Source organism: Salmonella sp. SAL04214 (assembly GCF_046550615.1).
Taxonomy (GTDB): domain Bacteria; phylum Pseudomonadota; class Gammaproteobacteria; order Enterobacterales; family Enterobacteriaceae; genus Salmonella; species Salmonella enterica.
Genome location: NZ_JBGDXT010000009.1, coordinates 17,719 through 41,457, shown reverse-complemented (window position 1 = coordinate 41,457; position 23,739 = coordinate 17,719). Strand labels below are relative to the sequence as shown.

General features: G+C 51.5%; 15 protein-coding genes and 1 pseudogene. 7 read left to right on the top strand and 9 right to left on the bottom strand.

Going from position 1 to position 23,739, the window contains the following annotated elements:
- Positions 1 to 143: 143 nt before the first annotated feature.
- Genes glpC through glpA form a run of 3 tightly spaced genes read right to left on the bottom strand, consistent with a single transcriptional unit; the run spans position 144 to position 4,208 of the window.
- Entirely contained in the window at positions 144 to 1,334 is a 1,191-nt protein-coding gene (glpC, locus tag ACLJQD_RS15610; protein ID WP_001285736.1) for an anaerobic glycerol-3-phosphate dehydrogenase subunit GlpC, read from the bottom strand.
- Positions 1,331 to 2,590, bottom strand: a complete 1,260-nt coding sequence (glpB, locus tag ACLJQD_RS15605) for a glycerol-3-phosphate dehydrogenase subunit GlpB (RefSeq protein WP_017442119.1) — start codon at positions 2,588 to 2,590, stop codon at positions 1,331 to 1,333. Before glpB ends, glpC begins: the two co-directional genes overlap by 4 nt.
- Positions 2,580 to 4,208, bottom strand: coding sequence for an anaerobic glycerol-3-phosphate dehydrogenase subunit A (glpA, locus tag ACLJQD_RS15600; protein WP_000857205.1), 1,629 nt, complete (start codon positions 4,206 to 4,208; stop codon positions 2,580 to 2,582). The genes glpB and glpA overlap by 11 nt, the downstream gene beginning before the upstream one ends.
- A 272-nt stretch (positions 4,209 to 4,480) precedes the next feature.
- On the opposite strand from glpA, the gene glpT reads away from it, so the two are divergent.
- Together glpT and glpQ are read left to right on the top strand one after the other, a co-directional pair.
- On the top strand, positions 4,481 to 5,839 hold the full coding sequence (gene glpT, locus ACLJQD_RS15595) for a glycerol-3-phosphate transporter (protein WP_000948739.1): 1,359 nt from the start codon (positions 4,481 to 4,483) through the stop codon (positions 5,837 to 5,839).
- A 4-nt stretch (positions 5,840 to 5,843) separates the two neighbouring features.
- Positions 5,844 to 6,914, top strand: coding sequence for a glycerophosphodiester phosphodiesterase (glpQ, locus tag ACLJQD_RS15590; protein WP_000858952.1), 1,071 nt, complete (start codon positions 5,844 to 5,846; stop codon positions 6,912 to 6,914).
- A gap of 115 nt (positions 6,915 to 7,029) precedes the next feature.
- Here the strand turns inward: glpQ and ACLJQD_RS15585 are convergent, their stop codons facing one another.
- A complete protein-coding gene (locus ACLJQD_RS15585; RefSeq protein ID WP_000176718.1) occupies positions 7,030 to 7,908 on the bottom strand; it encodes a LysR family transcriptional regulator in 879 nt (292 codons plus the stop codon).
- 161 nt (positions 7,909 to 8,069) lie between these two features.
- On the opposite strand from ACLJQD_RS15585, the gene ACLJQD_RS15580 reads away from it, so the two are divergent.
- Entirely contained in the window at positions 8,070 to 9,260 is a 1,191-nt protein-coding gene (locus ACLJQD_RS15580; RefSeq protein ID WP_017442120.1) for an MFS transporter, read from the top strand.
- Between the two features lies 1 nt (position 9,261).
- On the opposite strand, the gene yfaE is transcribed toward ACLJQD_RS15580, so the two are convergent.
- The 5 genes from yfaE to ACLJQD_RS15555 form a co-directional block, all read right to left on the bottom strand.
- Positions 9,262 to 9,516, bottom strand: a complete 255-nt coding sequence (gene yfaE / locus ACLJQD_RS15575) for a ferredoxin-like diferric-tyrosyl radical cofactor maintenance protein YfaE (protein ID WP_000533921.1) — start codon at positions 9,514 to 9,516, stop codon at positions 9,262 to 9,264.
- Positions 9,516 to 10,646 carry a class Ia ribonucleoside-diphosphate reductase subunit beta gene (gene nrdB / locus ACLJQD_RS15570; RefSeq protein ID WP_000332026.1) on the bottom strand — a complete coding sequence of 377 codons (1,131 nt, stop codon included), beginning with the start codon at positions 10,644 to 10,646 and terminating at the stop codon, positions 9,516 to 9,518. The genes yfaE and nrdB overlap by 1 nt, the downstream gene beginning before the upstream one ends.
- A 112-nt stretch (positions 10,647 to 10,758) precedes the next feature.
- Positions 10,759 to 13,044, bottom strand: a complete 2,286-nt coding sequence (nrdA, locus tag ACLJQD_RS15565; protein WP_001076494.1) for a class 1a ribonucleoside-diphosphate reductase subunit alpha — start codon at positions 13,042 to 13,044, stop codon at positions 10,759 to 10,761.
- Between the two features lie 355 nt (positions 13,045 to 13,399).
- A complete protein-coding gene (gene ubiG, locus ACLJQD_RS15560; RefSeq protein WP_017442121.1) occupies positions 13,400 to 14,128 on the bottom strand; it encodes a bifunctional 2-polyprenyl-6-hydroxyphenol methylase/3-demethylubiquinol 3-O-methyltransferase UbiG in 729 nt (242 codons plus the stop codon).
- Positions 14,129 to 14,210: 82 nt separating this feature from the next.
- The gene (locus ACLJQD_RS15555) at positions 14,211 to 15,026 is read right to left on the bottom strand and encodes a GntR family transcriptional regulator (protein WP_001650138.1); all 816 of its coding nucleotides are present in this window, start codon (positions 15,024 to 15,026) and stop codon (positions 14,211 to 14,213) included.
- A gap of 118 nt (positions 15,027 to 15,144) precedes the next feature.
- Here ACLJQD_RS15555 and ACLJQD_RS15550 point away from each other — a divergent pair.
- The 4 genes and pseudogenes from ACLJQD_RS15550 (at position 15,145) to rcsC (ending at position 23,696) form a co-directional block, all read left to right on the top strand.
- A pseudogene (locus ACLJQD_RS15550) lies at positions 15,145 to 16,469 on the top strand (MFS transporter).
- A 14-nt stretch (positions 16,470 to 16,483) separates the two neighbouring features.
- The gene (locus ACLJQD_RS15545) at positions 16,484 to 17,686 is read left to right on the top strand and encodes a mandelate racemase/muconate lactonizing enzyme family protein (protein WP_410967619.1); all 1,203 of its coding nucleotides are present in this window, start codon (positions 16,484 to 16,486) and stop codon (positions 17,684 to 17,686) included.
- 409 nt (positions 17,687 to 18,095) lie between these two features.
- Entirely contained in the window at positions 18,096 to 20,732 is a 2,637-nt protein-coding gene (gene gyrA, locus ACLJQD_RS15540; RefSeq protein ID WP_001281271.1) for a DNA topoisomerase (ATP-hydrolyzing) subunit A, read from the top strand.
- A gap of 117 nt (positions 20,733 to 20,849) precedes the next feature.
- Positions 20,850 to 23,696, top strand: a complete 2,847-nt coding sequence (gene rcsC / locus ACLJQD_RS15535; RefSeq protein ID WP_000876084.1) for a two-component system sensor histidine kinase RcsC — start codon at positions 20,850 to 20,852, stop codon at positions 23,694 to 23,696.
- The last annotated feature ends 43 nt before the right edge of the window (positions 23,697 to 23,739 follow it).

The following is a 23,739-nucleotide window of genomic DNA, read 5'->3' as shown; positions in this document are numbered from 1 at the left end:
TTGCAAAGAGACATCCGCGTTTATACCCAAAATAATCCGTAGCCAACACATAAGCAACTTGAAGTATGAAGGATATATGTCTGATGGAAAATCGTCCCTGGTGAGTAGGGTAATAGCGCCGGAGGGGCTCCGGCGCTTTTTACTTAGCCGAGCGCCTGGGCCAGTAGCGTAATGGGGTGTTCGCAGCGTTTGCTTGTAGACATCTCAATTTGCCACTTACAGGTTTCACAATCGGTGACGACAATGTCGGCGCCGCTCTCTTCAATCTGGCGGAACAGCGGCGCGCCGATGGACTGTGATGTCGGATAGTTTTCCTTTTTAAATCCATACGTACCGGCAATGCCGCAGCACTGTGAATCAAGTACCGTCAATTCAAGCCCCGGAATTTGCCGCAATAATTCAAGCGTGTAAAGCGTCCAGCCCATTTTTTCCATATGACACGGCGTATGGTAGACCACTTTCAGCGGCAAAGGATTAAGCGGCAGCGTTTTCCCGGCATCCAGTTTGCGCCATAGCCAGCGGGTGGCCAGCTCGATATGTTCGCGCAGCCCGGCGTTGTCCACGTCCAGCACTTCAGGATATTCATCGCGCAACGCAAACGTACAGGTGGATGACGTGGCGATGACCGGAATACCTTTGACGGCAATCGCCTCGCGTAGCGACTCCACATTGCTGATAGCCTGTTTGCGAGCTTTATCCGTAAAACCGTTAGCGATCAGCGGTACGCCGCAACACTTCTCTTTACTCAGCAGCTGTACGCCGGTACCCATTGCGTTCAGCACCTTAATCAGATCTTTTCCGAGCTGCGGATGGTTGTAATTCACAAAACAGCCATGGAAAAAGGCGACCTGATCTTTGTATTTAGCCTGCTGCTGCGCCACGCTACGATACCAGCGGCGGAAGGTGCCGAAAGAGTATTTTGGTAAGGTGCGGCGATGATCGATTTTGAGCGCATAATCAAGCAACTGGCGCACTGGCTTTAATGCGGTGGCGGTATTGACCACCGGCGCGAACGGCGTTGAAACGCTGCCCATCAGATCGGTATGGCTGAGAATAAAGTTACGCAATGACGGGCGCGTCGTATCGTATTTCGCGCGGGCGCGCTGGATGATATCGCCAATCTTCACGTCCGACGGACAGGCGACCTCACACCGTTTGCAGTTAATGCAATATTTCAGCGCCTCATCATACAGCGCGCCGTCTTTCAGACGCAGGCGTTCGCCATCCGGTCCGGCCTGTTTAGGGCCAGGGTAGCCAGGATTAACGCGGCTGACCGGGCACGCGGTGGTGCACACCGTACATTTAATACAACTTTCAAAACGTGTGTCGCTCATTGCTGTTCTCCTGCACGCTCAGCGATATGGTGCGCGGCCTGGAGGGCGCTGACTGCGCAGACGCCGCCGCCGCATCCCTCAGCTATAGGATCGAATCCCGCCAGCACAGAACCTATTGCATACAGATTTTCTACCGTGTTGCCCGCAAGGGAGGGGCGGAAAGCGTCATCCGTCACGACGCCAAACTGCTGCCAGGGCTGTGGGTCGAAGAAATGTTGTTGATACCATTCGGCGCGGGTGGCCGTTTGCTGTACGTCGAGCCCTAAAATAGGTTCGCGGATCCCTTTGCGCTCGGCAACCAGACCGCTACTAAAGAAGCTACCGCTGGCAAGTACGGCAAAACGCGGGCGCAGTGGGATATCAGCATGGTTGCGGGTCCATATTTCGCTCACGGTACCGCGACGGCAGGTGACTTTCTTCACTTCATCGCCCGGCATCCAGATGCCGCCCTGACGGACAAACTGGCGCTGGAGCTGATTGTGCAGACGAATACCGAGCACCGATGGCGGCAGCGTCGGCAGCAGCGTGAGCGCGCAGGGCAGACGTTCGTTAAGCCAGCGCCACAGCGTATCGTTCGCCAGCCCGAAACAGGCGGGCATGATGATCATGTCGCAGTTTGTCGCTATTGGCGACAGCGCGTCGTACAGCAGTGGCCATTTTTCTTCGTTATCAAGCAGACGCGCAATATTGACCGCGCGAAATTCCGTCGGGTTATCACGCAGTACGTCCAGTTCCGGAAGGTCGATTTCTGCGGTTTCCACGTTGAGATCGCGTTGACGCAGCGACGCTGCCGCAAGGTGCGCCTGGAAATCCAGTAATCCGCTAACGCCGACGACGCAAATTCGCTGTGCGGATAACGGCCAGACCGGTACTTCCGGCGAGCTAAGCCAGGTTGAACGCAATGTGCCAAGCGGCGTGACACGCTGGTGCGCCTGCTGTACGTCGCCGTATAACTGCGCGCCGCTGGCGTTAAGTAGCGTTTGCGCCTGTTGCGCCAGCGTAAGGACTTTTTGCGCGCCTAAACGCGAATAAGGATGTTCAGGCGCCTGGCGGCACAGCGCATCAAGCCCGGCGGTAATGTCGGTTACCGGTTGGCCGTCGGGCAGGGTGCTGAGCAGATCCAGCGAGCCGGAGGAAAAATGCAGCGCGCTTTGTCCGCGGGTGACGATGGCGCAGCGTAATCCATGCTGCTGGAGTTGCAGTCCGCACAGCAAACCGGCGAGACCGCCGCCCATAATAACCGTATCAAATTTCATCCTGGTGCTCCTTCTCCAGACCGCATAATCCCTGATAAACCCAGCGCGTGAATTCGCTTTCGCGCAGCGCGTCTCCCCAGGCGACAGGTTGTACGCCTTTCCAGCGCTCATTCAGAAATTCAGAGAGTTGCGTAATAGATTGCGCCGCGGTCGTCACATTAAAACGCTGCAATAGCCCGGCCGCGCGGCAGGCGCATAGCTCGCCCTGGCAAGTGCCCATCCCTACGCGGGTGCGACGACGCAGATCCAGCAGGCTATTCACGGTTAAGTTTTCGACGGCATACTGCACTTCTCCCGCCGTGACGGCCTCGCATTCACAGACCAGGCTACGGTGTTGGCGGCCTTCGCTCAGCCACCCCGGCGTGCGATCGCCATGCCGATAAACCGCCGATCCGCGTAGCGGCGCGGGAAGCGAGATAATGCGTTTCAGCGTATGTTCCGTAGACTCTTTTGAGCCAGGCAACGGCGTATCCGCCGTGATGCAGGGGCGAGTATTACCCAACTTGCGGCACACGGCGTCGGTTGCCCATTCCGCCATCAGGCGGTAAGTCATTAGCTTCCCGCCGGTAATGGTAATGAAGCCATCAAGCCCGTCGCGTTCGGCGTGGTCGAACAACACAATACCGCGGCTGACGTTACGACCGCTGGGATCGTCATCGCTGGCCACCAGCGGGCGGACGCCGGAATACGCGCGCAGAATACGCGTCTTCGCCATGACAGGGGCCAGTTTTTCCCCTTCACGCAGCAGGATATCGACTTCATCTGCGGTGACGCGGTTGCTGTCTATCTCATTGTAATCAATATGGGTAGAGGTGGTGCCGATCAGTGAAATCGTATCGCCAGGTACCAGAATGTCGGCATCCGATGGTTTCCGGCAGCGGTTAATGACATGCTGGTTGATCCGATGGTCCATGATCAACAGCGAGCCTTTCGCCGGGAACATGCGAATACTCAGGTCGGCGTATTCGGCGATCCGTTGCCCCCAGATACCTGCCGCATTGACCACCACCGGCGCGTGAAGCGTCTGGGTTTCGCCAGTGAGATGGTTGCGCACATGGACGCCGCAGACCGTTGCGCCTTCACGAATGAGCCCGGTCACTTCATGCGCCGTTAACACGATTGCGCCATGTTCTCTGGCATCCAGCATATTGGCGGCGGTAAGGCGGAAAGGGTCCACGGTGCCATCCGGCACTTTTACCGCACCGATGAGCGCAGGGTTAACGGAAGGTTCGATGATGCGAGCCTGCTGCGGATCGATGGCTTCAGCGCGAATGCCTGCCGCTTCACAGGCGCGAATAAAGGTGGCCTGAAACGCAAGATCATCTTCCGGCAACGTAATAAACAGACCATCCGTCGGTTCGACGCAATGGCGGGCGATCCGTTTTAAAATCTGGTTTTCACTAATGCACTCGCGCGCGGATTCCGCGTCGGTAACCGCATAACGAGCGCCGCTGTGCAGCAGCCCGTGGTTACGCCCGGTTGCGCCAGTCGCTATATCATGCCGCTCCACCAGAATGACACGTAAACCGCGCAGCGCGCAGTCGCGGGCGATCCCTGCGCCTGTTGCTCCACCGCCAATGATAATCACGTCACTTGCTTGCGAGTCGCGAGTTTTCATTGTTTTTCCTCACAGTTCGTTTTTTATCATTTAGCCATACAAATCATATGGAATGTTTGATTTCGCGCATAATCGCTCACTATTCGAAAATGAAACGTGATTTCGTGCGCCTTTCTGAACATTAGTCATAAAACTGTAACAATATGTGCTGTAATTCACATTAACGTGACGTATCTTTACTTAACATCGCGGCCACACTGGGAGCAGCGGGGTTGTTTGAACAAACTGCGGTGTTTACCTCTAAATAAAATACGGGCCACGGAGGCTACAATATGTTGAGTATTTTTAAACCAGCGCCGCATAAAGCGCGCTTGCCAGCGGCGGAGATTGATCCGACCTATCGCCGATTACGCTGGCAGATTTTCCTGGGGATATTCTTTGGCTATGCCGCGTATTATCTGGTGCGCAAGAACTTTGCCCTCGCGATGCCCTACCTGGTAGAACAGGGTTTTTCACGCGGCGATCTGGGCTTTGCTCTGTCCGGGATTTCCATCGCTTATGGTTTTTCGAAATTTATAATGGGTTCGGTGTCCGATCGCTCGAATCCGCGCGTTTTTCTGCCGGCAGGGTTGATTCTGGCCGCAGCAGTCATGTTGTTTATGGGCTTTGTACCGTGGGCGACATCCAGCATCGCCGTGATGTTTGTACTGTTGTTCCTTTGCGGCTGGTTCCAGGGGATGGGGTGGCCGCCGTGCGGACGTACGATGGTTCACTGGTGGTCGCAGAAAGAACGCGGCGGCATTGTGTCGGTCTGGAACTGTGCGCATAACGTCGGCGGCGGGATCCCGCCACTGCTGTTCCTGCTGGGGATGGCGTGGTTTAACGACTGGAAAGCGGCGCTCTATATGCCAGCCTTTGGCGCGATTGTGGTGGCGCTGTTCGCTTTCGCAATGATGCGCGATACGCCGCAATCCTGCGGTCTGCCACCTATCGAAGAGTATAAAAACGACTATCCGGACGACTACAACGAAAAAGCGGAAGAAGAGCTGACTGCGAAGCAGATCTTCATGCAGTACGTACTGCCAAACAAACTGTTGTGGTACATCGCTATCGCCAACGTGTTTGTTTATCTGCTGCGCTACGGCATCCTCGACTGGTCGCCGACCTACCTGAAAGAAGTGAAGCATTTCGCACTGGATAAATCCTCCTGGGCCTACTTCCTGTATGAATACGCGGGTATTCCGGGCACGCTGCTGTGTGGCTGGATGTCGGATAAAGTCTTCCGTGGCAACCGCGGTGCGACGGGCGTGTTCTTTATGACCCTGGTGACTATCGCGACCATCGTTTACTGGATGAACCCGGCAGGAAACCCGAACGTTGATATGGCTTGTATGATTATCATCGGCTTCCTGATCTACGGCCCGGTAATGTTGATCGGTCTGCACGCGCTGGAACTGGCGCCGAAAAAAGCGGCGGGTACGGCGGCGGGCTTTACCGGTCTGTTTGGTTACCTGGGCGGTTCTGTCGCTGCAAGTGCCATTGTGGGTTATACCGTTGACTTCTTCGGTTGGGATGGCGGCTTTATGGTGATGATTGGCGGCAGCATTCTGGCGGTAATCCTGCTGGTGGTCGTGATGATTGGTGAAAAACGCCATCATGATGAGCTGCAGTTAAAACGCAACGGAGGCTAATAACATGAAAACCACACTGAAAAACCTTAGCGTGGCGTTAATGTTGGCAGGAATGACCATCGGAAGCGGCGCCGTGGCGGCTGAAAAAGTCGTTATCGCCCACCGTGGCGCCAGCGGTTATCTGCCGGAGCATACGCTACCGGCGAAAGCGATGGCGTATGCGCAAGGGGCAGATTATCTGGAACAAGATTTAGTGATGACAAAGGACGACCATCTGGTCGTCCTCCATGACCACTACCTTGACCGGGTAACTGACGTCGCTGATCGTTTTCCGGACCGGGCGCGTAAAGATGGGCGCTATTACGCTATCGATTTTACGCTGGATGAAATTAAATCCCTGAAGTTTACCGAAGGGTTTGATATTGAAAACGGCAAAAAAGTACAAACTTATCCGGGCCGTTTCCCGATGGGAAAATCTGATTTCCGCATTCATACCTTTGAAGAGGAAATTGAATTCGTTCAGGGATTAAATCACTCTACCGGTAAAAATATCGGTATTTATCCGGAAATTAAAGCGCCGTGGTTCCATCATCAGGAAGGGAAAGATATTGCCGCGAAAACGCTGGAAGTGCTGAAGAAGTATGGTTACACCGGCAAGCAGGACAATGTCTATTTGCAGTGTTTTGATGTCGCTGAGCTGAAACGTATTAAGAATGAACTGGAACCCAAAATGGGGATGGATCTCAATCTGGTTCAACTTATTGCGTATACCGACTGGAATGAAACACAGCAGAAACAGCCGGACGGTCGTTGGGTAAATTACAACTACGACTGGATGTTTAAGCCGGGCGCCATGAAGCAGGTGGCGGAATATGCGGACGGTATTGGTCCGGATTACCATATGCTGGTCGCGGAAGGCTCAACGAAAGGGAATATCAAGCTGACTGGAATGGTGCAAGACGCGCATCAGAATAAGATGGTAGTGCATCCTTACACTGTGCGTGCCGATCAATTGCCGGACTATGCCACAGACGTCAATCAGTTGTACGACATCCTGTATAACAAGGCGGGCGTCGACGGGCTGTTCACTGACTTCCCGGATAAGGCGGTCATGTTCCTGCAAAAAAATGACTAAAGGTTTGCCATAGTAGAAGTGACGCGCCGGATGAGGGCATAAACGCCTCATCCGGCCTGGCGCAACGTTTGCCAGCGTAAGTCTGGTAAACGCAATACCATCAGGCGGGGTTGTTTTATAGCAACCCCTCATCGGTCAGTGTTTCCATACATTTTTGTAATAAAAATAGCGGACTTCCTTCTACCGGCGGTTCTTTTGCTAACAGGGAAATTTGTCGATAAAAGGTGGGTTCCAGCGCCACGGAGCATAATTTTCCTGCCGTGGCTTTTAAGGTTAATTCTGGCAATAAGGCGATACCTAATCCCTGGCGAATAAAATTCAGCGCAGTATCGGGATGGTTAAATTCATATTTAAATATCGGCTCAATACCCTTTTCTTTAAACAACGCCATAATGCTTAATTCATAACGACCTTTACTGACAATAAGTGGTTCGTCCATCAGTTCTTCAACCGTTACTGTACTATTGGCCGCCAGGGGATGATTTTCAGGCACCACTACGGTGAATTTATCCCGGTAAATGGGGACGCAATACATACCGTTGACCGGAAAAGGAACGAAACCGGCATCAATACTTCCGTCCTGCAGCGAATCAATAATAGCCGTACTGTTCTCTTCATAGGGGATAATTTTTACATTTGGATGATGGCTTTCAAAATAGCGAATGACGCCGGGTAAAATGCAGGCGCAGGCGCTGGGAAAACAGCCAATCCGTAGCGTACGGGCCGGGTTCTTTTTTTCTTGTTCGGCAATCTCTTTTACCGCGTTGACGTCGCGCTGGATCGCGCGTAAGTGCCTGACGATGCGGCTACCGGCGGCGGTAAGCTCAATCTCTTTACGACGCTCACGAATCAATATGTCAACGCCGAGCTCCTCCTCAAGCGCGGAGATGGCCTGGCTGACGGCGGATTGCGTCATGTATAGCCGTTTGCTGGCTTCGGTAAATCCGCCGTACTCCAGTACGGCAAGCAGGGCGTGGATTTGGGTTAGCGTCATTAGTAAAACCTAATCAATATAATTAAAACGATTAATTTTTCTAATAGAGTGCACTTGTTTATACTGCGATTCTATCGAATACATCACATTTTGACGCACCTGATAGGTGTTCAGTTGAGCTGAGCGTTGCCTGCGTGCGCCATCTGAACGGGTCGTTAAGAATGAAAGAAAAATTATGGACGAAGGATTTTTGGGCAATCACCATAGTAAGTTTTATTATCTTTTTTGTTTTTTATGTACTGCTAACTTTATTACCCATTTATATCGCTGACCGCCTGCATGCTTCTGCAGATAAGGCCGGGCTGTTAGTGACATGTTTCCTGGCCGCGGCAATTGTTATTCGGCCGTTTGCCGGGCAGTGGGTGGGAAAATATTCGAATAAAAAGATTCTGGTGCTCTCTTCTCTGGCTTTTTTGGTGATTACCGCGCTGTATCCGGTTTGCCATTCTATCGAGTCGCTGCTCTTTATCCGCGTACTTCATGGGATTACGTTTGGTGTTATTACCACGGTAAAAGGAACTATTTCAGCGCGGTTAATTCCGGCCTCCCGACGTGGAGAGGGCATCAGCTTTTTCTCTTTAGCGATGGGCCTTGCGATGGTCGTAGGACCGTGGATCGGTTTGAATATGGCCCGCTGGAACGCGTTCACTGCCGCATTCTGGCTTTGTTCCGCTGTAGCGGCGTTAGGGATTGTGCTTTCCCTGATTGTGACGGTTCCTCCGGTAATTCGTCATGCCGATGGTTCGAAACCGAATCTGGGTTTTTCCGCGATGTTTGACCGCGCCGCCTTGCCTTTTGCGCTGGTCACCTTTTTTATGACTTTCTCCTATGCCGGCGTATCGGCTTTCCTGGCGCTGTATGCGCGTGAGCTGGATTTAATGGCGGCGGCCAGTAATTTCCTGCTGTGCTACGCGATTTTACTGATGATATGCCGTACCTTCACCGGGAATATTTGTGATAAAAAAGGGCCGAAATATGTTGTTTATCCATGTCTGTTGGCTTTTACCATCGGTCTGGTAGCGCTGGGCTACACCAATGGCAGCATCATGATGATTATTTCCGGTGGTCTCATCGGTATCGGCTACGGTTCGGTCACGCCGGTCTTCCAGACGCAAATTATCAGCTCGGTTGAACCGCATAAAATCGGTGTGGCGAATTCACTGTTCTTTAACGCGATGGACGCCGGAATGGCGATTGGCGCCTTTATCATGGGAATGATGGTTGAGTCGGTTGGCTATCGTATGATTTATGTCGCTGGCGCGGTGTTGGTGGTACTCGCTGGCGCACTGTATGCCGTGCAGATGAAAAAACGTGGCGTGATGCCGTTGGTTTCCACCAGCGAGTTGCACTGAGTTACATCTCGATTTCGATATCGCCTTTTGCCCTGCAGCAGCAGGGCAAAATCTCTCCCGGCTGGATAAACGCTAAAGGTTCTGTAATCCAGTCAACCTGACCGGCAACCAGCCGGGTACGACAGGAGCCGCAATATCCTTCGCGGCACTGATACTCCACCTCAACGTTATGCGATTCCAGCGCGGCCAACAGAGAAGGATGTTCATCCTGGCACAGCAGCTGTGTGCCAGTGATACGCAGCGTGACGCGTCCCATCAGAGCTGGAAATTACTCAGATCGTCGGTATCGACTTCCGAATCGATTTGTCCGACCAGATAAGAGCTAACTTCCACTTCCTGTGGCGCGACCTGAACGTTATCGGACACCAGCCAGGTATTGATCCACGGGATTGGGTTGGAGCGGGTCTGGAACGGCAGATCCAGCCCCACCGCCTGCATACGAATATTCGTAATATATTCAACGTATTGACACAGGATATCTTTATTCAGGCCGATCATCGAACCGTCGCGGAACAGATAGTCCGCCCACTCTTTTTCCTGCTGCGCCGCCTGCACGAACAGGTCATAGCATTCCTGTTTACACTCTTCGGCGATTTCCGCCATCTCCGGGTCGTCCACGCCGCTACGCAACAGGTTCAGCATATGTTGCGTGCCGGTCAGATGCAGAGCTTCGTCACGGGCGATCAGACGGATAATTTTGGCGTTGCCTTCCATCAGTTCACGCTCGGCAAATGCGAAAGAGCAGGCGAAGCTGACGTAGAAGCGGATGGCTTCCAGCGCGTTCACGCTCATCAGGCACAGATACAGTTTTTTCTTCAGCTCACGCAGATTCACGACAACCGTTTTGCCATTAACGGTATGGGTGCCTTCACCGAGCAGGTGCCAGTAACTGGTCATCTCAATAAGTTCGTCGTAGTAGGCGGAGATCCCTTCGGCGCGCTTCTGAATTTGCTCATTGGTCACGATATCGTCAAACACGACCGCCGGATCGTTGACGATGTTACGAATAATGTGGGTGTAGGATCGTGAGTGAATCGTCTCAGAAAACGCCCAGGTCTCTACCCACGTCTCCAGCTCCGGGATGGAAATGAGCGGCAGCAGGGCGACGTTCGGGCTACGTCCCTGAATGGAATCCAGCAGCGTCTGGTATTTGAGGTTGCTGATGAAGATATGTTTTTCGTGCTCCGGCAACGCCTGATAGTCGATACGATCGCGGGAGACGTCGACCTCTTCCGGACGCCAGAAGAAAGAGAGCTGTTTTTCGATCAGTTTTTCGAAGATGTCATATTTCTGCTGGTCATAGCGTGCAACGTTGACCGGCTGGCCAAAGAACATGGGTTCCTTGAGCTGATCGTTTTTCGTCTGTGAAAAAGTGGTGTATGCCATTGAAGTGAATCCTTTATGGGATGAGCGCCGGATGGCGGCGCAAGCGCCTTATCCGGCCTACAAACCGTACAATCGTAGGCCGGGTAAGCATAGCGCTACCCGGCACTATTCATCAGATCTTACAAGCGCCGCTTTCGCAGCCATCGTCCTGAATAGAAGGCGCCAAATCGTCCTGCGCATCTTCCGCGCCGTCGCGGGTATTTTGATAGTACAGAGTTTTCACGCCAAACTTATACGCGGTGAGCAAATCTTTCAGCAGTTGCTGCATCGGCACTTTTCCTGACGGGAAACGTGACGGATCGTAGTTGGTATTGGCGGAAATCGACTGATCGATAAACTTCTGCATGATACCCACCAGTTGCAGATAACCGTCGTTGTTCGGCATCTCCCACAACAGTTCGTAAGCGTCTTTCAGATGCTCATAATCCGGCACGACCTGACGCAAAATACCGTCTTTCGAGGCCTTGATGCTGACGTAGCCGCGCGGCGGCTCAATGCCGTTGGTGGCGTTGGAGATCTGGGACGACGTTTCCGACGGCATTAGCGCCGATAGCGTGGAGTTACGCAGACCGTGGGTTTTGATCGACTCACGCAGCTGTTCCCAGTCGTAGTGCAGCGGTTCGTTGACGATCGCATCCAGATCTTTTTTGTAGGTGTCGATCGGCAGAATGCCTTTTGCATAGGTGGTTTCGTTGAACCAGGGGCAGGCGCCTTGCTCTTTCGCCAGTTCGTTGGACGCTTTAAGCAGATAGTATTGAATGGCTTCGAAGGTTTTATGCGTCAGATTATTGGCGCTGCCGTCGGAATAACGCTTACCGTTTTTCGCCAGCCAGTAGGCGAAGTTAATCACGCCAATGCCCAGCGTACGACGGCCCATTGCGCCGCGTTTGGCAGCCGGAATCGGGTAATCCTGATAATCGAGCAGAGCATCCAAAGCGCGTACTGCCAGAATAGCCAGTTCTTCCAGCTCGTCCAGAGTTTTAATGGCGCCCAGGTTGAATGCAGACAGCGTACACAACGCAATTTCGCCGTTTTCATCGTTGACATCGTTCAGCGGTTTGGTCGGCAGGGCAATCTCCAGACACAGGTTAGACTGGCGTACCGGGGCGACAACCGGATCGAACGGACTGTGAGTATTGCAGTGGTCAACGTTCTGGATATAGATACGACCGGTAGAGGCGCGTTCCTGCATCATCAGCGAGAACAGTTCGACCGCTTTCACACGCTGTTTGCGGATGCTGTCGTCGTTTTCATATTTCACGTACAGGCGTTCGAATTCGTCCTGGTCGGCGAAGAACGCATCGTATAGCCCGGGTACATCGGACGGACTGAACAGCGTAATGTCGCCGCCCTTCAGCAGGCGGGTATACATCAGTTTGTTGATCTGTACGCCGTAGTCCATGTGACGTACGCGGTTGCCTTCCACGCCACGGTTGTTTTTCAGCACCAGCAGGCTTTCCACTTCCAGGTGCCACATCGGATAGAACAGTGTCGCCGCGCCGCCGCGCACGCCGCCCTGCGAGCAGGATTTCACCGCGGTCTGGAAGTGCTTGTAGAACGGAATACAGCCAGTGTGGAACGCTTCGCCGCCGCGAATCGGGCTGCCCAGCGCACGAATGCGTCCCGCGTTGATACCGATACCGGCGCGCTGAGAAACGTATTTCACAATCGCGCTGGAGGTGGCGTTGATGGAATCCAGACTGTCGCCACACTCGATCAGTACGCAGGAGCTGAACTGACGGGTTGGGGTACGCACGCCGGACATAATCGGCGTCGGCAGCGAGATTTTGAACGTAGAGACCGCATCGTAAAAACGTTTTACATAGTCAAGACGCGTTTCACGCGGGTAGTTCGAGAACAGGCAGGCCGCTACCAGAATGTAGAGGAACTGTGCGCTTTCATAGATTTCGCCGGTCACGCGGTTTTGCACCAGATATTTCCCTTCCAGCTGCTTAACGGCAGCGTAGGAGAAGGTCATATCGCGATCGTGAACGATAAACGAATCCATCTGCTTGAACTCTTCTTCCGTGTAGTCTTCCAGCAGATGATTGTCGTATTTGCCAAGCTCAACCATTTTTACCACATGGTGGTAAAGTGCGGGCGGCTCAAACTGGCCGAAGGCTTTCTTACGCAGGTGGAAAATCGCCAGACGCGCAGCCAGGTATTGATAATCCGGCGCATCGCGAGAGATCAGGTCTGCGGCGGCCTTAATGATAGTTTCATGGATATCGGAGGTCTTAATCCCATCATAAAACTGAATATGCGAGCGTAGCTCGACCTGAGAAACCGATACGTTATTCAGTCCTTCTGCCGCCCAATCAAGCACGCGATGAATTTTGTCGAGATTGATGCGCTCAGTACGGCCGTCACGCTTTGTCACCAGCAGACTCTGATTCATGTGGTTTTCTACCTGTTTACCTGTCCGTGAAAGAAAAATATCCCCCCGCTTATCCACAACGCCACGTTGTGACTAACTCTGTGGATAAATACTATATATAGGGGGTGATCGATAAGTGAAACGCTATATGGTGAGTATTCTAGTAGGGATTCTTTTGAGTACAAGAGTTGATTTTGGCGTTAAATTGCGGTTGCAAAAGCGTAAGAATCGCTAAATGCGCGTCTGATAAGGCCTGGAGAGGATGTCAACAATTCATAAAAAAAAATCAAAATTTGATCGAATGCTGATTTCTTCATCGAAGAGAAAGGTTGCGCCCGATGATCTAACGCAACCCTTATAGGAAAATTCTTTGATGTCAGGATTTTTTAGCGCGGGTATGCAACATGTAGTTAACGTCTACTCCGGGACCGAGTTTGAAAGTATTGGTTATCGGGTTGTAGTGCAGCCCGGTGATATGTTGCTCTTTCAGGACGGTTTCATCTACCCAGCTTAACAGTTCAGCAGGCTTAATGAATTTCTTCACGTCGTGCGTGCCTTTTGGCACCATGCGCAGAATATACTCAGCGCCGACGACCGCCATCAGCCAGGATTTTCCATTGCGGTTCAACGTTGAGAAGAACACCTCGCCGCCGGGTTTAACCAGTTGGGCGCAGGCGTGGACGACCGATTGCGGATCGGGAACATGCTCCAGCATTTCCATACAGGTGACGACGTCGTATTGCTGGGCGTGTTTTGCCGCATGTTCCTCAACCGTCTCCTGCACGTACTCTACCTCGATGCCGCTTTCCAGCGCATGCAGTTTGGCGACCTGCAAAGGCTCAAAGCCCATATCCAACCCGGTGACGGTTGCGCCTTCGCGTGCCATACTTTCCGCCAGAATGCCTCCGCCGCAGCCGACGTCGAGTACCTTTTTACCAAACAGGCCGCCTGAGCGCTCAGTAATGTAGCCAAGGCGTAGAGGGTTGATGCGATGCAATGGCTTGAATTCGCCCTCCAGATCCCACCAGCGCGACGCGACGGCTTCGAATTTGGCGATTTCATTATGGTCAACGTTGTGAGCTACCGACGGTTTTTCAGTGTTCATGAGTACATGAGATTCCGCTATTGATCTATCGGGGCAGTATAGCAGGTGCAAAGTCGCTGCGTTATATCTACTGCCGTCTTTATTACGCTTTCAGCGCAAGAAGTTTTCTTGCGCGTTCTGTAAAACCGCTACCGATGTGGTGCGTGATAAAATTACAGACGCCCTCGACGTTGTTGTTTTTTAACATATCCAAAATAGTGGCATGTCCACGGTTAGAGCTGGTGATATATTCAGCGGTAAAATCCAGTCTGTAGCGAATTGCCAATAAACGTGCTGAGATCAACAGGTGTGCTTGTGAAATGTATTTATTATCGGCATATTTCACAAAAACATAATGAAAATCATGATCCAGTTTGAGGTAAGCTTGCGTATCTCGCTCTGCATTAATTTTTGCTGACTTCGATAAAATATTGCTTAATTCGACTATGACATTGTTAGCATTTTTCTCCATCGCTTCACGAATTGCGCCCTGTTCAAGGATAACCCTCATTTTGATGAGATCATTGATATCCTCGTCGGTGACAGAAAAAACAAATGTCCCACTGCGGGGAATGATGTTGACCAAGTTTTCATTATAGCTCAGCCAAATAAAAGCTTCACGAATTGGTGTTTTACTTACCATCAGAATATTTGATAGTTCATTTTCACTGATCGCTTGCCCAAGATCGAAATCGCCATGGATAATCATCTCCCTTATTTTCTCTTTAATCACCTGGGTGATAGATTTGGGTATTTCAATTGATATGTGACTAAAATCACGCTTTAATCTATTTTTCATTTTCTTCTCCTCCATGGTTAAACCCGGCTCCATTGTAATTAATTTATTCAAAATTAACGGATCTAATATATCAGATATAAGAAAATTTACATACTTTATTGTTGTTATTGTATATTTCATTAAGTTTGCTTACTGATATATCAGATATGACACATTAGCTTTTGAATTGTATTGTTTTTTACGTAACATCGATTCCGGTCAATACCCTTATTCATTGAATCATAAAAGGTGATGCAAAATGAGTAGTCCACAAGAAAATTTATACGATGCAATTCGTATTGTAAAAAGGAAAATCATTCCTTTGGCCTTTATTCTTTACTTTTTAACTATATGGATCGTGTCAATATTGGGTTTGCTGCATTACGCATGAATGAATCTCTCGGTATTACGCCTGAGGATTTCGCTAATATTTCTTCTATATTCTTCATATCATATTTAATCTTTCAAATTCCGAGTAGCATTGGCTTGCAAAAGCTTGGTGCAAGAAAATGGATTAGTTCCATTATTATCGGCTGGGGAGCGGTAACTGGGCTGATTTTTTTTGCTAAAGATACTCAACATATTTTGCTGGCTCGCATTTTTTTGGGGGTATTTGAAGCTGGCTTTTTCCCGGGCATGGTTTATTATCTTGCATGCTGGTTCCCGGCTCGTGAACGCGGAAAAGTCAATAGTTTCTTCATGTTATCTATTGCTGTTGCATCGGTATTGGCTGCGCCGATGTCTGGTTGGATCATCGAGCATTTGAATACCCCGGATTATGAAGGCTGGCGCTGGCTTTTTGCTATTGAAGGTATCCCTACCGTATTCCTTGGCATCCTGACATTTTATTTACTGCCTGACAGTCCAGAAAAGGCTAAATGGCTTACGCCACAGCAGATATCGGCCTTAGTTAATAAATTACGCACTGACAATGAAACCGCAGCTGCATTAAATAAAAATACCAACTCATCCTTTCTTTCCGTAATCAAAAATCCAGTTTTGCTTCAGCTTTCTTTCGCCTACATGTTGATTCAGGCGGCTGCTCTGGCGGCAAACTACTGGTTGCCGGGGTTGGTGAAGGGATTTTCAGCTGATTTTACGGATACTGACGTTGGTTTAATCATGAGTATTCCGTTTATTTTCGCTATGTTCAGCATGCCCTGGTGGGGCTGGCATTCCGATAAAAAGAATGAACGAAAATGGCATGCTGCATTACCCATGTTTCTGGCAGGCTGTGGTTTTCTGATGATTGCTCTTGTCCCCTCAATGTCGCTGAGAATGCTGGGGCTAACGTTCTATGGTGTTGGGATCCTCAGCTATTACGGACCTTACTGGGCGCTGCCTTCTGCATTATTGTCGCCGTCAGGGTTGGCTATCAGCATTGCGTTTATTAACTCATGTTCAAGTCTTGGCGGATTCCTGATTAATAAATCACTGGGATTCGTTTCTACTCATTATGGTGCGACAGGAATATTTATTGTAGAGGCAATACTTTGCTTCGCTGCGGTAGCCGTTTTGGCGTTAATGAAAATTGATGTGAAAAAAGAAAAAAGCCAACAAACAAATGTTGTATCACGAACCTGATAAATGGAGAAATTATGAAAATTACGTCTATTGAAGTTTTTGACTGTGAATTAAAAAAAAGAGATCAAACGATGTCATCCTATAATCCAGTACTTATCCGGGTGAATACCGACTCAGGATTAAGTGGTATTGGCGAAGTAGGACTGGCCTATGGCGCAGGCGCTAAAGCTGGCGTAGGGATCATCAGAGATCTGGCGCCATTGATTGTGGGTGAAGATCCACTAAATATCGAAAAAATTTGGGAGTTCTTTTTCAGAAAGACTTTTTGGGGGATGGGGGGCGGGAACGTTTTTTATGCCGGAATGAGCGCTATTGATATTGCTCTTTGGGATATCAAAGGTAAATATTTAGGTGTACCTGTTTATCAGCTCCTTGGTGGGAAAACTAATGAAAAATTAAGAACCTATGCTAGCCAGTTACAATTTGGTTGGGGGGATAAACGCCAGATATTAGTGACACCTGATGAATATGCTGAGGCGGCGCGTGCGGCTCTTGACGATGGATATGATGCGATTAAAGTGGATCCACTCGAAATCGATCGTAATGGTGATGACTGTGTTTTTCAGAATAAAAATCGTAACTATTCAGGATTGTTACTGGCCGATCAATTAAAAATGGGGGAAGCGCGAATTGCCGCTATGCGTGAAGCAATGGGGGATGATGCTGATATTATCGTGGAAATCCATTCTCTTCTCGGTACAAACTCAGCTATTCAATTTGCGAAGGCGATAGAAAAGTATCGTATCTTTCTTTATGAAGAACCGATTCATCCATTAAATTCTGATAATATGCAGAAAGTTTCCCGTTCAACAACGATTCCAATCGCCACTGTCGAGCGTTCCTACACAAGATGGGGATACAGGGAATTACTGGAGAAGCAGTCTATTGCCGTAGCGCAACCTGATTTGTGTCTCTGCGGCGGAATTACCGAAGGAAAGAAAATCTGTGACTATGCTAATATTTATGACACCACTGTACAGGTGCATGTTTGCGGCGGTCCTGTTTCCACGGCAGCCGCGCTGCATATGGAAACAGCAATTCCCAACTTTATTATTCATGAGCATCATACCAATGCGATGAAAGCATCTATTCGGGAACTTTGTACCCACGATTATCAACCGGAAAATGGCTATTATGTCGCGCCGGAACAGCCCGGATTGGGTCAGGAATTAAACGATGAGGTAGTGAAAGAATACCTGGCCTATGTGATTAAATAGCATCTGGTGATACTGATTATGGTTTATGCCTCCCGGCATATCCCCTAAATAATTCGAGTTGCAGGATAAAATGGTTAACCGTCTTGAACAGCGCTTGCGCTAACCCCGACGGGGCGAGGCCCAGGGATGGGCCGAGTAACTTGCCGCCAACGCACATGAAACTTGAAGTATGACGGGTATACGCGGGAGGTATTGATTTTCCAGCCTCTTCCTGGCCAGACCCCGATCTCCCCTGTGTCGCCTCTGAAACCGATCGCCGATAAACGCCGAGACCACGCTTATAAATGAAGAGAGCATGCGGCACCCGAATAAAGCATTGTCTGGCTGCATTCCGTTTACCAGTACGTGGGCGAATGTGTTATAATTTGCGACCTTTGAATCCGGGATACAGTAGAGGGATAGCGGTTAGATGAGCGACCTTGCGAGAGAAATTACACCGGTCAACATTGAGGAAGAGCTGAAGAGCTCCTATCTGGATTATGCGATGTCGGTCATTGTTGGCCGTGCGCTGCCGGATGTCCGAGATGGCCTGAAGCCGGTACACCGTCGCGTACTTTACGCCATGAACGTATTGGGCAATGACTGGAACAAAGCCTATAAAAAATCTGCCCGTGTCGTTGGTGACGTAATCGGTAAATACCATCCCCACGGCGATTCCGCAGTGTATGACACCATCGTTCGTATGGCGCAGCCATTCTCGCTGCGTTACATGCTGGTGGATGGTCAGGGTAACTTCGGTTCTATTGACGGCGACTCCGCGGCGGCAATGCGTTATACGGAGATCCGTCTGGCGAAAATCGCCCACGAACTGATGGCCGATCTCGAAAAAGAGACGGTGGATTTCGTGGATAACTATGACGGTACGGAAAAAATTCCGGACGTCATGCCGACCAAAATTCCGAATCTGCTGGTGAACGGTTCTTCCGGTATCGCAGTAGGTATGGCGACGAATATCCCGCCGCACAACCTGACGGAAGTGATTAACGGCTGCCTGGCGTATATCGACAACGAAGACATCAGCATTGAAGGGCTGATGGAACATATTCCGGGTCCGGACTTCCCGACCGCCGCGATCATCAACGGTCGTCGTGGTATCGAAGAAGCCTACCGCACCGGTCGTGGCAAAGTGTACATTCGCGCCCGCGCGGAAGTTGAAGCTGACGCGAAAACGGGCCGTGAAACCATCATCGTCCATGAAATTCCCTATCAGGTGAACAAAGCGCGCCTGATCGAGAAAATCGCCGAGCTGGTGAAAGATAAACGCGTGGAAGGCATCAGCGCGCTGCGTGACGAATCCGATAAAGACGGGATGCGCATCGTGATTGAAGTGAAACGCGATGCGGTGGGCGAGGTGGTGCTTAATAATCTCTACTCCCAGACCCAGCTACAGGTTTCCTTCGGTATTAACATGGTGGCGCTGCATCACGGCCAGCCGAAGATCATGAACCTGAAAGACATCATTTCAGCGTTCGTGCGCCACCGCCGTGAAGTGGTGACGCGTCGGACTATTTTTGAACTGCGTAAAGCCCGTGACCGCGCGCATATCCTTGAAGCTCTGGCGATTGCGCTGGCCAACATCGACCCGATTATCGAACTGATTCGCCGCGCGCCAACGCCGGCGGAAGCAAAAGCGGCGCTGATTTCGCGTCCGTGGGACCTGGGCAACGTTGCTGCGATGCTGGAGCGCGCCGGTGATGACGCCGCGCGTCCGGAATGGCTGGAGCCAGAATTTGGCGTGCGTGACGGTCAGTACTACCTGACTGAACAGCAGGCGCAGGCGATTCTGGATCTGCGTTTGCAGAAACTGACCGGCCTGGAGCATGAAAAACTGCTCGACGAATACAAAGAGTTGCTGGAGCAGATTGCTGAACTGCTGCACATTCTGGGCAGCGCCGATCGCCTGATGGAAGTGATCCGCGAAGAGATGGAGTTAATTCGCGATCAGTTCGGCGATGAGCGTCGTACCGAAATCACCGCCAACAGCGCCGATATTAATATCGAAGATCTGATTAGCCAGGAAGATGTTGTCGTGACGCTGTCTCACCAGGGTTACGTCAAATATCAACCGCTGACGGATTACGAAGCGCAACGTCGTGGTGGGAAAGGTAAATCTGCCGCGCGTATTAAAGAAGAAGACTTTATCGACCGCCTGCTGGTGGCTAACACCCATGACACCATCCTCTGCTTCTCCAGCCGGGGCCGTCTGTACTGGATGAAGGTCTATCAGCTGCCGGAAGCCAGCCGCGGCGCGCGCGGTCGTCCGATCGTCAACCTGCTGCCGCTGGAAGCCAACGAACGTATCACCGCGATTCTGCCGGTTCGTGAGTACGAAGAAGGCGTCAACGTCTTTATGGCGACCGCCAGCGGTACCGTGAAGAAAACGGCGCTGACCGAATTCAGCCGTCCGCGTTCCGCCGGTATTATCGCGGTGAACCTCAACGACGGCGACGAGCTGATTGGCGTTGACCTGACTTCTGGTTCTGACGAAGTCATGCTGTTCTCGGCCGCGGGTAAAGTGGTGCGCTTCAAAGAAGACGCCGTCCGTGCGATGGGGCGTACCGCGACCGGTGTGCGCGGTATTAAGCTGGCGGGAGACGATAAAGTAGTCTCTCTGATCATCCCACGCGGCGAAGGCGCTATTCTGACCGTAACGCAAAACGGCTACGGGAAGCGTACCGCAGCGGACGAGTACCCGACCAAGTCTCGTGCGACGCAGGGCGTTATCTCTATCAAAGTGACCGAGCGCAACGGTTCCGTTGTCGGTGCGGTACAGGTAGACGATTGCGACCAGATCATGATGATCACGGATGCCGGTACTCTGGTGCGTACCCGAGTGTCTGAGATCAGCGTAGTGGGACGTAATACCCAGGGCGTTATCCTTATCCGCACGGCGGAAGATGAAAACGTGGTGGGTCTGCAACGCGTTGCTGAACCGGTAGATGACGAAGAACTCGACGCTATCGACGGCAGCGTGGCGGAAGGGGATGAGGATATCGCCCCGGAAGCGGAAAGCGATGACGACGTTGCGGATGACGCTGACGAGTAATGTTATTGCTGTGCGAGGGCCGGATATCCGGCCCTTTTTCTTTGCCGTTGCGGGCTACGTCATTTACCGCTACCTTAGTCACACTCTATTTACATCCTGAGGCGGAGCTTCGCCCCTTTGAAATACCTTGCTTCCTTTCGAACTACGCTGAAAGTCTCGCGCTACTTATTCAGAGCGTTAGCGTTACTCATTTGGCTCTTAATCGCCTTTGTTTCGGTGTTTTACATCGTCAATGCCCTGCACCAGCGGGAGTCTGAAATTCGTCAGGAGTTCAACCTTAGCTCCGATCAGGCGCAGCGTTTTATCCAGCGCACGTCGGATGTGATGAAAGAGCTCAAATATATCGCCGAGAACCGTTTAACGGCGGAAAACGGCGTCATGTCGTCGCGTGCGCGTGATGACAAAATGGTGGTGCCGGACTTTGAACCGCTATTCGCCGACTCAGACTGTGCGGCGATGGGCTCCGCCTGGCGCGGATCGCTGGAGTCGCTGGCCTGGTTTATGCGTTACTGGCGCGACAACTTTTCAGCGGCGTATGATCTTAACCGCGTTTTCCTGATTGGCAGCGATAACCTCTGTATGGCGAATTTCGGCCTGCGTGAAATGCCCGTGGAGCGCGATGATGCGTTAAAAGCGTTACATGAGCGGATTATGAAATACCGCAACGCGCCGCAGGAAGAAAGTGGGAATAACCTTTTCTGGATAAGCCAGGGCGCGCGTCAGGGCGTGGGCTACTTTTATGCGCTGACGCCGGTGTATCTGGCCAACCGTCTGCAGGCGCTGCTGGGCGTCGAGCAGTCCATCCGTATGGAAAATTTTTTCACGCCCGGCAGTTTGCCGATGGGCGTCACTATTATTGATGAGAACGGCCATTCGCTGATTTCGTTGACCGGTCCTGACGGCAATATTAAAGCGGAGCCGCGCTGGATGCAGGAGCGCTCCTGGTTTGGTTATACGCCAGGTTTTCGCGAACTGGTACTCAAAAAAAGCCTGCCGCCATCCTCGCTCAGTATTGTCTATTCTGTGCCTGTAGATTTAGTCCTGGAGCGTATTCGTATTCTTATCCTGAATGCTATCCTGCTGAACGTGCTGGTGGGCGCAGGGCTGTTTACGCTTGCGCGGATGTATGAGCGGCGAATTTTTATTCCGGCGGAGAGCGATGCTCAGCGTCTGGAAGAACATGAACAGTTCAACCGTAAAATCGTTGCCTCCGCGCCGGTGGGGATCTGTATTCTGCGCACTATTGATGGTGTCAATATTCTGAGTAACGAACTGGCGCACACCTACCTGAACATGCTCACGCATGAAGACAGACAGCGCCTGACGCAAATTATTTGCGGCCAGCAGGTCAACTTCGTTGATGTATTGACCAGTAATAATACCAATTTGCAAATTAGCTTCGTCCATTCCCGCTATCGTAATGAAAACGTCGCGATTTGCGTGTTGGTAGATGTGAGTACGCGCGTCAAAATGGAAGAGTCGCTGCAGGAGATGGCGCAGGCGGCGGAGCAGGCAAGCCAGTCTAAATCCATGTTCCTTGCAACGGTCAGCCATGAATTGCGCACACCGCTGTACGGTATCATTGGCAATCTCGATCTGCTGCAAACCAAAGAGCTGCCAAAAGGCGTGGATCGTCTGGTCACGGCGATGAATAACTCCTCCAGTCTGTTGCTGAAAATTATCAGCGACATTCTCGACTTCTCGAAAATTGAGTCGGAACAGCTAAAGATTGAGCCGCGCGAATTTTCACCGCGAGAGGTGATGAACCATATCACCGCCAATTATCTGCCGCTGGTGGTGCGTAAGCAGCTCGGCCTGTATTGTTTTATTGAGCCTGACGTGCCGGTATCGCTGAACGGCGACCCGATGCGTTTACAGCAGGTCATTTCAAACCTGTTGAGCAACGCCATTAAGTTTACCGATATTGGCTGCATCGTGCTGCATGTGCGCTGTGATGGGGATTATCTCAGCATTCGCGTGCGGGATACCGGCGTCGGTATTCCGGCAAAAGAGGTGGTTCGCCTGTTCGATCCCTTCTTCCAGGTGGGAACCGGCGTACAGCGTAACTTTCAGGGGACCGGTCTGGGGCTGGCGATTTGCGAAAAATTGATCAGCATGATGGACGGCGATATTTCCGTCGATTCGGAGCCGGGCATGGGAAGCCAGTTTACGCTGCGCATCCCGCTTTATGGCGCGCAATACCCTGTGAAAAAGAGCGTGGAAGGACTCGCCGGAACCTGCTGTTGGCTGGCGGTGCGCAATACTTCTTTGTGCCAGTTTATTGAGACCAGTCTGGCGCGTAGCGGCGTTCATACGCAGCGTTATGAAGGGCAAGAACCCGCCGCAGACGATATTTTGATTGTCGATGACGCGCTGGAGCATACCTGGCAGGGGAGGGCGGCGGTCGTCTTTTGCCGCCGTCATATCGGGATTCCATTGGAAAGAGCGCCTGGCGAGTGGGTGCATAGTGTGGCGTCGGTGCATGAGTTGCCCGCGCTGTTGGCGCGTATCTATAGTATTGAGCTGGATAGTGAAGCGCTTTCCAGCGCATTGCCGACGACGGATAAAACCGCAGATTCAAATGACGACATGATGATTCTGGTCGTTGACGATCATCCGATCAATCGCCGCTTGCTGGCCGATCAACTGGGATCGCTGGGGTATCAGTGTAAGACAGCCAATGATGGCGTGGACGCTCTGAATGTGCTGAGTAAAAATGCTATCGATATTGTTCTGAGCGATGTGAACATGCCGAACATGGACGGCTATCGCCTGACGCAGCGTATCCGTCAGCTTGGGCTGACGCTGCCGGTCGTCGGCGTGACGGCGAACGCGCTGGCGGAAGAGAAACAACGTTGCCTGGAGTCCGGTATGGACAGCTGTTTGTCGAAACCTGTGACGCTGGATGTGTTGAAACAGACGCTGGCGGTGTATGCCGAGCGGGTACGTAAAACGCGGGCATAAAAAATGCCGGATGGCGGCGTCGCCTGTCCGGCCTGCAAAAGAT